Below are 11186 nucleotides of genomic sequence, written 5' to 3'. Positions count from 1 at the left end.
TCCCGCGGCCCCCCCCTCTATATCCCCGTATTGGGGGCGGGGGGTGGGGGGGGGGGGGGGGGGGGCGGGGGGGCCCCCCCCCGCCCCCCCCGCCCGCCTACGCCTTGCGCAGTCGGAACGTCAGCGCCAGACCCTCGTCGGTGAAGGCGGAGCCGTAGCTGTCGTCCGCCTCGCCCCGCGCGAAGTCCGTGGCGAGGACCTCGTCGGCGATCAGGCCCGTGTGCTCGGTGAGCGCGGCGACGGTCGCCGGGTCCGTGGCGGTCCAGCGCAGCGCGATCCGGTCGGCCACGTCGAGGCCGCTGTTCTTGCGGGCTTCCTGGATCAGCCGGATCGCGTCCCGGGCGAGACCGGCCCGGCGCAGCTCCTCGGTGATCTCCAGGTCGAGGGCGACCGTCGCGCCCGCGTCGGACGCCACCGACCAGCCCTCACGCGGGGTCTCGGTGATGATGACCTCGTCGGGGGCGAGGGTGATGGTCTCCCCGTCGACCTCGACCGACGCCGTGCCCTCGCGCAGGGCGAGGGAGAGCGCCGCCGCGTCCGCGTTCGCCACGGCCTTGGCCACGTCCTGGACGCGCTTGCCGAACCGCTTGCCCAGCGCGCGGAAGTTGGCCTTCGCGGTGGTGTCGACCAGGCTGCCGCCGACCTCGCTGAGGGAGGCGAGGGACTCGACGTTCAGCTCCTCGGTGATCTGCGTGTGCAGTTCGGGGGAGAGCGCGTCGAAGCCCGTCGCCGCGACCAGGGCCCGGCGCAGCGGCTGGCGGGTCTTGACGCCCGACTCCGCGCGCGTGGCCCGGCCCAGCTCCACCAGGCGGCGCACCAGCAGCATCTGCCGCGACAGTTCCGGGTCGATGGCGGTGAGGTCCGCCTCCGGCCACGACGCCAGGTGCACCGACTCCGGGGCGCCCGGCGTGACCGGCACCACCAGGTCCTGCCATACCCGCTCGGTGATGAACGGGGTCAGCGGGGCCATCAGCTTGGTGACCGTCTCGACGACCTCGTGCAGGGTGCGCAGCGCCGCCTTGTCGCCCTGCCAGAAGCGGCGCCGGGAGCGGCGGACGTACCAGTTGGAGAGGTCGTCGACGAACGCGGAGAGCAGCTTGCCCGCGCGCTGGGTGTCGTAGGCCTCCAGGGAGCGCGTCACCTGGTCGGTGAGCGCGTGGAGTTCGGACAGCAGCCAGCGGTCGAGCAGCGGGCGGTCCGCCGGGGCCGGGTCGGCCGCGGAGGGCGCCCAGTTCGACGTGCGGGCGTACAGGGCCTGGAAGGCGACCGTGTTCCAGTACGTGAGGAGCGTCTTGCGGACGACCTCCTGGATGGTGCCGTGGCCGACCCGGCGGGCCGCCCAGGGGGAGCCGCCGGCCGCCATGAACCAGCGCACCGCGTCCGCGCCGTGCTGGTCCATCAGCGGGATCGGCTGGAGGATGTTGCCCAGGTGCTTGGACATCTTCCGGCCGTCCTCGGCGAGGATGTGCCCGAGGCAGACGACGTTCTCGTACGAGGACTTGTCGAAGACCAGGGTGCCGATCGCCATCAGCGTGTAGAACCACCCGCGCGTCTGGTCGATGGCCTCGCTGATGAACTGCGCCGGGTAGCGGGACTCGAACAGCTCCTTGTTCTTGTACGGGTAGCCCCACTGCGCGAACGGCATGGAACCCGAGTCGTACCAGGCGTCGATGACCTCCGGCACGCGCGTGGCCGTCTTCGCGCAGCTCGGGCAGGCGAAGGTCACCTCGTCGATGTACGGGCGGTGCGGGTCGAGTCCGGACTGGTCGGTGCCGGTCAGCTCGGTCAGCTCGGCGCGGGAGCCGACGACCGTGAGGTGGTCGTCCTCGCAGCGCCAGATCGGCAGCGGGGTGCCCCAGTAGCGGTTGCGGGAGAGCGCCCAGTCGATGTTGTTGTCGAGCCAGTCGCCGTAGCGGCCGTTCTTGACCGTGTCGGGGAACCAGTTGGTGTTCTGGTTCTCCTGGAGGAGGCGGTCCTTGACGGCGGTGGTGCGGATGTACCAGGACGGCTGCGCGTAGTAGAGGAGCGCGGTGTGGCAGCGCCAGCAGTGCGGGTAGCTGTGCTCGTACGGCAGGTGCCTGAAGAGCAGGCCGCGTGCGCCGAGGTCCTCGGTGAGCTTCTCGTCGGCCTTCTTGAAGAAGACGCCGCCGACGAGGGGGACGTCCGCCTCGAAGGTGCCGTCGGGGCGGACCGGGTTCACCACGGGCAGGCCGTAGGCGCGGCAGACCTTGAGGTCGTCCTCACCGAAGGCGGGGGACTGGTGGACCAGACCGGTGCCGTCCTCGGTGGTGACGTACTCGGCGTTGACGACGAAGTGCGCCGCCTCGGGGAACTCGACCAGCTCGAAGGGGCGCTGGTAGGTCCAGCGCTCCATCTCGGCGCCGGTGAAGGACCGCCCGGTGGGCTCCCAGCCCTCGCCGAGCGCCTTGCCGACCAGCGGCTCGGCGACGACGAGCTTCTCCTCGCCGTTGGTGGCGACGACGTAGGTGACCTCGGGGTGGGCCGCGACCGCGGTGTTGGAGACCAGCGTCCACGGCGTGGTCGTCCAGACGACCAGGGACGCCTCGCCCGCCAGCGGGCCGGAGGTGAGCGGGAAGCGGACGTAGACCGAGGGGTCGACGACCGTCTCGTAGCCCTGCGCCAGCTCGTGGTCGGAGAGGCCGGTGCCGCAGCGGGGGCACCAGGGGGCGACGCGGTGGTCCTGGACCAGCAGGCCCTTGGTGAAGATCTCCTTCAGCGACCACCAGACCGACTCGATGTACTCGGGGTCCATCGTGCGGTACGCCTCGTCCATGTCGACCCAGTAGCCCATGCGGGTCGTCAGCTGGGCGAAGGCGTCGGTGTGGCGGGTCACGGACTCCCGGCACCGGTCGTTGAACGCGGCGATGCCGTACGCCTCGATATCCTGCTTGCCGCTGAAGCCCAGCTCCTTCTCGACCGCCAGCTCCACCGGGAGGCCGTGGCAGTCCCAGCCGGCCTTGCGGGCGACGTGGTAGCCGCGCATGGTGCGGAAGCGGGGGAAGACGTCCTTGAAGACGCGTGCCTCGATGTGGTGGGCGCCCGGCATACCGTTGGCGGTGGGCGGGCCCTCGTAGAACACCCATTCGGGGCGACCCTCGGACTGCTCCAGGCTCTTGGCGAAGATCTTCTGCTCGCGCCAGAAGTCGAGCACGGCGTGCTCCAGCGCGGGCAGGTCGACCTGGGCGGGCACCTGGCGGTACGTAGGCGATGTCATCAGCGAGCTTCCTCCGGCGGACTTGCTGCCTTCCGTCCGGAGGGACGAGAGCCGTGTCTTCCTGCGCCGGTCTCGGCGCGCTCCCGCGGTACCACCCTCCTTGGCCCTCCGGTGCGGGGTGTGCACCGGTGAGCCCCCTCATTGGGGTCGCGATGCCGGGTCTACTCGCCGTCACCGGGTGGGTTCGGGCTTTCTTCCGGCGGCTCCGGGGTGATCTTCACGCCGCGCTCGCCCCCGGGCTCACACCGTCCCCGGGTCGCTCTGGGCTGCGTACGACGCTACTCGTCCCCATCGACGCTTCTCGCTCCGCCCAGTGTACGGCGCTCCGCCGACCGCGGCCGACCGGTTTTCGGGGCGGTACCGCCGGGTGGTTACCCGGCGGGGAGCTGGGCACAACGGATGCATGTCGGTCGCGGTGGGGTCGCGGGCCGGGCGAATCGGGCGGCGTGCCCGGTTGCCGCGGGAGTGAAGTCGATTTATCGTCCCAGCACGATTCGCGTGCAAGATCACAATATGTGAAGGGGCCGCGGCCATGGTGGCGAAGAAGACCGCCGTACAGCAGCCGGCGTCCTCCGGAAGGCCGACGACGGCATCCGGAGGTGCGGCCAAGGACGTGACGGGGAAGAAGAGCACGACGGCCGCGAAGAGGAAGGCGGCCCCCGGTCAGGAGGAGGCCCCCGGTCAGGAGGCGGTCGCCGAGAAGAAGACGGTCGCCAGGAAGACGGCCGTCAAGGAGGCGACGGCCACCAAGAGCACTGAGAAGAGCACTGAGAGCAGCACGGGGAACAGCACGGGGAACAGCACCACCAAGCGCGCGGCGAAGAAGGCCACGGCCAAGAAGGCGACGGCCAGGAAGAGCACGGCCAAGAAGGCGGGCGCGGCGCAGGCCGCGGAGCAGACGGGAGCCACGACGGTGGTTGCGAAGAAGACCCCTGGCACGGCCACGGCGGCCGAGACCGCCGTTCCCAAGGCGCGGATCGCCGCGGTGGAGCCCGGCGAGCTGGCGGTGCGCCCCGGCGAGGACCCCTGGACCCCGGACGAGGTCGCGGAGGCGCGCGCGGAGCTGGTGTCCGAGGCGGACCGGCTGCGCTCCGAGATCGACGGGATCGAGCAGTCCCTGGCGGGCCTGATGCGGGACTCCGGCGACGGCGCGGGCGACGACCAGGCGGACACCGGCGCCAAGAACATCACGCGTGAGCACGAGCTGGCGCTGGCCGCCAACGCGCGCGAGATGCTCACCCAGACCGAGCGCGCCCTGGAGCGGCTCGACGCGGGCACCTACGGCCTGTGCGACAGCTGCGGCAAGCCCATCGGCAAGGCGCGGATGCAGGCGTTCCCACGGGCGACACTGTGCGTGGAGTGCAAGCAGAAGCAGGAACGCCGGTACTGAGGCGAGCACGTGGGTCCCGCACGGTGTGTCGTACCCTCGTGCTCAGTCGGCACCTAGGTTGAGGGACTCACGTGGCAGAGGCGGAGCGCATCATCGGTACGCCGGACACCCCGGACGCGGCGCGGGCCGAGCGGGAGCGGCGCGGCGACGGCACGGCGTCGGGCGAGCGGTCCGGCGCGGGCGGCCCGGAGACGGACGCCGGTTCCGCCGCGTCCGCCCCGTCCGGGGGGACGGGCACGGCCGGGGAGCCGCGCGGCAGGCGGCGGATCGCGGTGCTGTTCGCGGTCGCCGTCTTCGCGTACGCCCTCGACCTGGTCAGCAAGATGATCGTGGTCGCCAAGCTGGAGCACCACGAGCCCATCGAGATCATCGGGGACTGGCTGCGGTTCGAGGCGATCCGCAACGCGGGCGCGGCCTTCGGCTTCGGCGAGGCGTTCACGGTCATCTTCACGGTGATCGCGGCGGTGGTGATCGTGGTGATCGCCCGGCTCGCCCGCAAGCTCTACAGCCTGCCCTGGGCGATCGCGCTCGGGCTGCTGCTCGGCGGCGCGCTCGGCAACCTCACCGACCGGATCTTCCGGGCGCCGGGGGTCTTCGAGGGCGCGGTCGTCGACTTCATCGCGCCCAAGCACTTCGCCGTCTTCAACCTCGCCGACTCGGCGATCGTGTGCGGCGGCGTCCTGATCGTGCTGCTGTCGTTCCGGGGGCTCGACCCGGACGGCACTGTCCACAAGGACTGAGCGCGCGTACGGGAGTGTCGGACCCGTCCGGCATACTCGACGGGTGAGCACGATTCCCGAGATCCGTACCCTGCCCGTGCCGGACGGCCTGGAGGGCGAGCGCGTCGACGCCGCCATCTCCCGCATGTTCGGCTTCTCCCGTACCAAGGCGGCCGAGCTGGCCGCGGCGGGCAAGGTGCTGGTGGACGGCGCGGTGGTCGGCAAGTCCGAGCGCGTCCACGGCGGTGCCTGGCTGGAGGTCGAGATGCCGGGGGCCGCCGCCCCGGTGCGGGTGGTGGCCGAGCCGGTCGAGGGCATGGAGATCGTGCACGACGACGATGACGTGGTCGTGATCGTCAAGCCGGTCGGCGTCGCCGCGCACCCGTCGCCGGGCTGGACCGGGCCGACGGTGATCGGCGGTCTGGCCGCCGCCGGGTACCGCATCTCGACCTCCGGCGCCGCCGAGCGCCAGGGCATCGTGCACCGGCTGGACGTCGGCACCTCCGGCCTGATGGTGGTGGCCAAGTCCGAGTACGCGTACACCTCGCTGAAGCGCCAGTTCAAGGAGCGCACGGTCGACAAGCGCTACCACACGCTCGTGCAGGGCCACCCGGACCCGACCAGCGGCACCATCGACGCGCCCATCGGCCGCCACCCGCAGCACGACTACAAGTGGGCGGTGACCGCGGACGGCAAGGCCTCCGTCACCCACTACGACCTGATCGAGGCGTTCCGCGCGGCCTCCCTGCTCGACGTGAAGCTGGAGACCGGCCGCACCCACCAGATCCGCGTCCACATGGCCGCCCACCGCCACCCCTGCGTCGGCGACCTCACCTACGGCGCGGACCCGACGCTGGCCAAGCGGCTCGGCCTGACCCGGCAGTGGCTGCACGCCGTACGCCTCGGCTTCGAGCACCCCGGCGACGGCCAGTGGGTGGAGTACGCCTGTGACTACCCGGAGGACCTCCAGCGGGCCCTCGACCAGGTGCGGACCGAGACGTACGGCTGAGCGGCCCCCCGTCTCAGGGGCGGCTCGGGCGCGGGGAGGTGTGGGGCGTCGTGTGCGCCCGGCGCGGCGGCGAGCCGTCCGGGGAGGACGACGGCCGGGGGACGCCGTGGGGCAGGACCGCGTCGGCCGTGTTGACGCGCGGCAGGGCGTAGGGGTGCTCCCGGACCAGCCAGGTGATCATCTGCTCCCGGACCGTGACCCGGATCGTCCAGACGTCGTCCGCGTCCTTGGCGGTCATCAGCGCCCGCACCTCCATGGTGTTCGGGGTGCTGTCGGTGACGGCCAGGCCGTAGTCGCGGCCGTCCCAGGCCGGGCAGTTGCGCAGGATGTCGCGGAGCCGCTCGCGCATCGCCTCCAGGGGCGCCGAGTGGTCGAGCTGCCAGTAGACGACGCCGGTGAGCTGCGAGGTGCCGCGCGTCCAGTTCTGGAACGGCTTGGACGTGAAGTACGACACCGGCATGGTGATCCGGCGTTCGTCCCAGGTGCGGACCGTGAGGTAGGTCAGGGTGATCTCCTCGACGGTGCCCCACTCGCCGTCCACCACGACCGTGTCGCCGAGCCGCACCATGTCGCCGAACGCGATCTGGAACCCGGCGAACATGTTGCCGAGCGTGGACTGCGCGGCGACACCGGCGACGATGCCGATGATGCCCGCCGAGGCCAGCAGCGAGGCGCCCGCCGCCCGCATCGCGGGGAAGGTGAGCAGCATCGCCGCCACCGCGACCACCCCGACGACGGCCGAGACCACCCGCATGATCAGGGAGACCTGGGTGCGGACCCGGCGTACCCGCGCGGGGTCGCGCTGGGCGCGGTGGTTGGCGTAGCGGGTGTACGTCGTCTCGACGACGGCCCCCGCGATCCTGATCACCAGCCAGGCCGCGGAGCCGATCAGCACCAGCGTCAGCGTCCTGCCGATGCCGACCTCGTGCTCCTCGGTCAGCTGGGCCGAGTCGTAGGAGCCTCTCAGCAGCGCGGCGCACAGCACCAGCTGGTAGGGGATGCGGGCACGCCTGAGCAGACCCCACAGCGGGGTCTCGGGGTGCCGTCGGTCGGCCTTGCACAGCAGACGGTCGGTGACCCAGCCGATGAACAGCGTCAGGACGACCGAGCCGCCGACCACGATGAGCGGGCGGAGCAGATTCTCCATGCCTTCGAACGTAACCGCCGTCGGGCGGCCCTGAACATGTGACTTCGCGTACGTTCCGGGTAGGGCAGCGCGCGTGGGGTGTCAGACCCGGCTGGCACCATGGCCTCATGAACATCATGCTCTTCCACTCGGCCTACGGACTCCGCCCCGCGGTGCGCGACGCGGCGGACCGGCTGCGCGCGGCCGGACACGAGGTGTGGACGCCGGACCTGTTCGACGGCGCGACCTTCGAGACGGTCGAGGAGGGCATGGCCCACAAGGACGCGATCGGCAAGGACGAGCTGCTCAGACGGGCGGTGCTGGCCGCCGCGCCGTACTCGGAGCGCGGCCTGGTGTACGCCGGGTTCTCCTTCGGCGCCTCCGTCGCGCAGACGCTGGCCCTCGGCGACGAGAAGGCGCGCGGCCTGCTGCTCCTGCACGGCACCTCGGACATCGCGCCGAACGCGGCCGTGGACGGGCTGCCGGTGCAGCTGCACGTGGCCGAGCCGGACCCGTTCGAGACGGACGACTGGCTGAGCGCCTGGTACCTCCAGCTGGGCCGGGCAGGCGCCGACGTGGAGGTCTACCGGTACGCCGGGGCCGGTCACCTCTACACCGACCCCGGTCTGCCGGACTACGACGCGGAGGCCGCCGAGGCCACCTGGCGGGTGGCGCTCGGCTTCCTCGGCACGCTGTAGCGGCTGGCTCAGCCGGCGGCCCGGTACGCCGCCCAGCTCTGCTGCATCCGCGTCACCTGGCCGGAGGTGAACTGGTACATGCAGGAGTCGTAGGTGTAGTCCATGAAGTTGTGGATCGGGTCGGCGCCCGCCTTGCGGGTGCAGGTGTCCCGGCCCGTCGGGCACTGGTAGGCCGGGCTCTTCTCGGCGGCGGTGTCGTCGACGTAGTCGCCTTTGCCGTTACAGCCGCCCTGGAAGGTGTGGTAGAGGCCCATCCAGTGGCCGACCTCGTGGGTCGCGGTGTCGCCCTCGTCGTAGTTGGTGGCCGAGCCGCCGGGCAGGGAGGCGTCGAGGATGACGACGCCGTCCATGGAGGGGCTGGAGTTGTAGGAGCTGGGGAAGGTGGCCCAGCCGAGGAGGCCGCCGCCGATGTTGGCGGTGTAGATGTTGAGCGCGCCCGCGCCGCCCTGGCGCAGGGCGGACTTCATGGCCTTCTCCTCCTGGGAGCCGTAGCCCACGGTGTACCAGGAGGCGTTGTCGGTGTAGTCGGTCCCGGCCAGGGTGAACTGGAAGCCGGAGTCGGTGTTCCCGCTGCCCTGGCCCGCGTACGCCGCGTTCAGCACGTTCATCTGGGCGTTGACGTCGGTGGCGGAGAGCTTGCCCGTGGTGCCGTCGTGGATCACGTGGAAGTAGACCGGGATGCTGGTCGAGGCGGCGGCTTCGAGGCCGCGGCGGCTGGACGGCAGCTTGTCGAGCTTCTTGCGCAGGTCGGCGTCCATCGCCTGGGCGCGGGCGGTGCTGATCTCGTTGGGCTCGGCGATGTGCTCGCCGGCTCCGGGGCGGGCCTCGCGGGCGGCGGCGTGGGCGCCGGTGTCCTCGGCGCACTCGGCGGCCGACGGGGTGCTGGCCGCGGCGACGCCGGTGGGGGCCGACAGCGGGGCGAGCAGCAGGGTTCCGGCCACGGCTGCGGTGCCGAGAAGGCGTCTGCTCGTGAGGGGTGATATCCGGGCAAGCGCACGCATGTTGACTCCTGGCGGATGCGGTGGGGAGACGGGCTCAGGGGTCTTCCTGGCCATCCGCCCGGAGATTACGTGGACATGACTAGCGCAGAAGAGGAGTGATCAAGCCCAATCAAATAACCGGCGAACAGGGATGATTGGGGGGATGAATTGGCGGTCCGTCCGAAGTTTGAGATCCCGACGTAACGAGGACGGTGACCGGGGCGGGTGGTGTGTCCGCATTCGGGCCACGGCCCGCACCACCCGCCGTAGCGATGTGATCTTCTTTTAACCGGACGCAAACACGCCGCGGTTGGCTGGAAATCGACGGTCGGGCGGGGGGATCACACCGGGTCGTAGGTGCGCTCGACCCTCTGGGTGCCGCTGCGGGTGCGGTAGGAGCGCGCCCAGGACGCCGCGGAGTCCGCCTTCGTGCGGTCGGACAGGACGTAGTAGTCCATCTGCGCGCGGTCCGCGGTCAGGTCCAGGACGCCGTAGCCGTGGCGGTCGGTGTCGACCCAGTGGACGTGCCGGTTGGTCGCGCGGATCACCGGGGCGGCGAGCGCCGAGACGGTGCCCTCGGGGACCTTCACCAGGTCGTCCAGGTTGTCGGAGGTCACCGAGGTGACGACGAACTCGGTCGCCGCCGACGCGGACAGCGGGTAGGTGCCCGCGTGGACCGGCACGTCGTTGGCCCACGCCATGTGGATGTCACCGGTCAGGAAGACGGTGTTGCGGATGGCGTTCGACCGCAGGTGTGCCAGCAGCTCCCGGCGGTCGTCGGTGTAGCCGTCCCACTGGTCGGTGTTGACCGCCAGGCCCTCCTGCGGCAGCCCGAGCAGCTTGGCCAGCGGCTTGAGCAGCTCGGCGGAGAGCGCGCCGATGGCGAACGGCGCGATCATCACGGAGTTGCCGACCAGCCGCCAGGTGGTGTCGGAGGCGGCCAGCCCCGACTTCAGCCAGTCCAGCTGCGCCCGCCCGGTCAGGGTGCGCTCGGGGTCGTCCACCGAGCCGTTGCCGAAGGCCGCCTGCTGGGAGCGGAAGGACCGCAGGTCGAGCAGCGACAGGTCGGCCAGCTTCCCGAAGCGCAGCCGCCGGTAGGTGGTGCCCGCGAGGGCCGGACGCACCGGCATCCACTCGAAGTAGGCCCGCTTGGCGGCGGCCTGCCGGTCGGCCCAGGCGCCCTCCGCGCCCTCGGTGTGGTTCTCGGCACCGCCCGACCAGGTGTCGTTGGCGATCTCGTGGTCGTCCCAGATGGCGACCACGGGCGCGGCGGCGTGCAGCGCCTGGAGGTCGGGGTCGGTCTTGTAGCGTCCGTGCCGCTCGCGGTAGTCGGCGAGCGTGAGGATCTCGTGCGCGGGCGCGTGCGGCCGTACGACGGTGCCGCGGGTGCCGTACTCGCCGGTGCCGTACTCGTAGATGTAGTCGCCCAGGTGCAGCCAGGCGTCGAGGTCGCCGCGGGCGGCGAGGTGGCGGTACGCGGCGAAGTGCCCGGCCTCCCAGTTGGCGCAGGAGACCACGCCGAAGCGCAGGCCGGGAACCGCGGCGTCGACGGCCGGGGCGGTGCGGGCCCGGCCGACCGGCGAGTGCGTGCCGCCGGCCGAGAAGCGGAACCAGTAGTCGGTCGCGGGGCTCAGGCCGCGGATGTCGGCCTTCACGGTGTGGTCGGAGGCGGCGGTCGCGGTGGTGGTGCCCTCGGTGACGACGTTGGTCAGCGCCCGGTCGGTGGCGACGGTCCAGGAGACGGTCACGTCCGGGCCGAGCCCGGAGCCGGGCACGGCCTCCTCGGTGGGCGTCACGCGGGTCCACAGCAGCACGCCGTCCGGGAGCGGGTCGCCGGAGGCGACGCCGTGCAGGAAGGCGGGGGCCTGGGCGACCGCGCTGGCGGGCAGCGCCGCGGCCAGCGGGGCGGCGAGTACGGCTCCGGCGGCGGCCGCCTTGACGACCGTACGGCGGCGCGGAGTGGGCGGGTTGGGGTCCGTGTGGGATCTGTGGCTACGGGTCACGGCGGGTCAGATTACTTGCCGGTAAG

The 11186-nt window shown here is 71.7% G+C and carries 8 protein-coding genes; 4 read left to right on the top strand and 4 right to left on the bottom strand.

Annotated features, from left to right (window positions below; genetic code table 11):
• Window positions 1–97 precede the first annotated feature (97 nt).
• Window positions 98–3235: an isoleucine--tRNA ligase gene (gene ileS / locus ABZ659_RS06125; protein ID WP_360213961.1), complete on the bottom strand. Its 3138-nt coding sequence runs from the start codon at window positions 3233–3235 to the stop codon at window positions 98–100.
• A 613-nt stretch (window positions 3236–3848) separates the two neighbouring features.
• Between ileS and ABZ659_RS06120 the strand changes: the two genes are divergently transcribed.
• The 3 genes from ABZ659_RS06120 to ABZ659_RS06110 all read left to right on the top strand — a co-directional run bounded on the left by ABZ659_RS06120 (window position 3849) and on the right by ABZ659_RS06110 (window position 6353).
• A complete protein-coding gene (locus tag ABZ659_RS06120) occupies window positions 3849–4625 on the top strand; it encodes a TraR/DksA family transcriptional regulator (protein WP_360213989.1) in 777 nt (258 codons plus the stop codon).
• A 71-nt stretch (window positions 4626–4696) separates the two neighbouring features.
• Window positions 4697–5365, top strand: a complete 669-nt coding sequence (gene lspA / locus ABZ659_RS06115) for a signal peptidase II (RefSeq protein WP_360213959.1) — start codon at window positions 4697–4699, stop codon at window positions 5363–5365.
• A 43-nt stretch (window positions 5366–5408) separates the two neighbouring features.
• Complete coding sequence (locus ABZ659_RS06110) at window positions 5409–6353, top strand: RluA family pseudouridine synthase (RefSeq protein WP_360213957.1); 945 nt, start codon at window positions 5409–5411, stop codon at window positions 6351–6353.
• Window positions 6354–6366: 13 nt separating this feature from the next.
• On the opposite strand, the gene ABZ659_RS06105 is transcribed toward ABZ659_RS06110, so the two are convergent.
• Window positions 6367–7500 carry a mechanosensitive ion channel domain-containing protein gene (locus tag ABZ659_RS06105; RefSeq protein ID WP_360213955.1) on the bottom strand — a complete coding sequence of 378 codons (1134 nt, stop codon included), beginning with the start codon at window positions 7498–7500 and terminating at the stop codon, window positions 6367–6369.
• Window positions 7501–7607: 107 nt separating this feature from the next.
• Here ABZ659_RS06105 and ABZ659_RS06100 point away from each other — a divergent pair, with 107 nt between their 5' ends.
• On the top strand, window positions 7608–8177 hold the full coding sequence (locus ABZ659_RS06100; RefSeq protein WP_360213954.1) for a dienelactone hydrolase family protein: 570 nt from the start codon (window positions 7608–7610) through the stop codon (window positions 8175–8177).
• Between the two features lie 8 nt (window positions 8178–8185).
• Here ABZ659_RS06100 and ABZ659_RS06095 read toward each other — a convergent pair whose 3' ends face one another.
• Complete coding sequence (locus ABZ659_RS06095) at window positions 8186–9178, bottom strand: M43 family zinc metalloprotease (protein WP_360213952.1); 993 nt, start codon at window positions 9176–9178, stop codon at window positions 8186–8188.
• A 320-nt stretch (window positions 9179–9498) separates the two neighbouring features.
• Window positions 9499–11160, bottom strand: coding sequence for an alkaline phosphatase D family protein (locus ABZ659_RS06090; protein ID WP_360213950.1), 1662 nt, complete (start codon window positions 11158–11160; stop codon window positions 9499–9501).
• Window positions 11161–11186: the final 26 nt, after the last annotated feature.

The sequence above is a fragment of the Streptomyces sp. NPDC006997 genome, assembly GCF_040635175.1.
Lineage (GTDB): Bacteria > Actinomycetota > Actinomycetes > Streptomycetales > Streptomycetaceae > Streptomyces.
Note: the sequence above shows the minus strand (reverse complement) of the source record. Positions and strands in the feature narration are given on the sequence as shown.

What these genes read in the sequence shown, in the direction of transcription:
- ABZ659_RS06100 (WP_360213954.1), top strand. Translation starts at nt 7,608, where the DNA reads ATGAACATCATGCTCTTCCACTCGGCCTACGGACTCCGCCCCGCGGTG.
- ABZ659_RS06105 (WP_360213955.1), bottom strand. Translation starts at nt 7,500, where the DNA reads ATGGAGAATCTGCTCCGCCCGCTCATCGTGGTCGGCGGCTCGGTCGTC.
- ABZ659_RS06095 (WP_360213952.1), bottom strand. Translation starts at nt 9,178, where the DNA reads ATGCGTGCGCTTGCCCGGATATCACCCCTCACGAGCAGACGCCTTCTC.
- ileS (WP_360213961.1), bottom strand. Translation starts at nt 3,235, where the DNA reads ATGACATCGCCTACGTACCGCCAGGTGCCCGCCCAGGTCGACCTGCCC.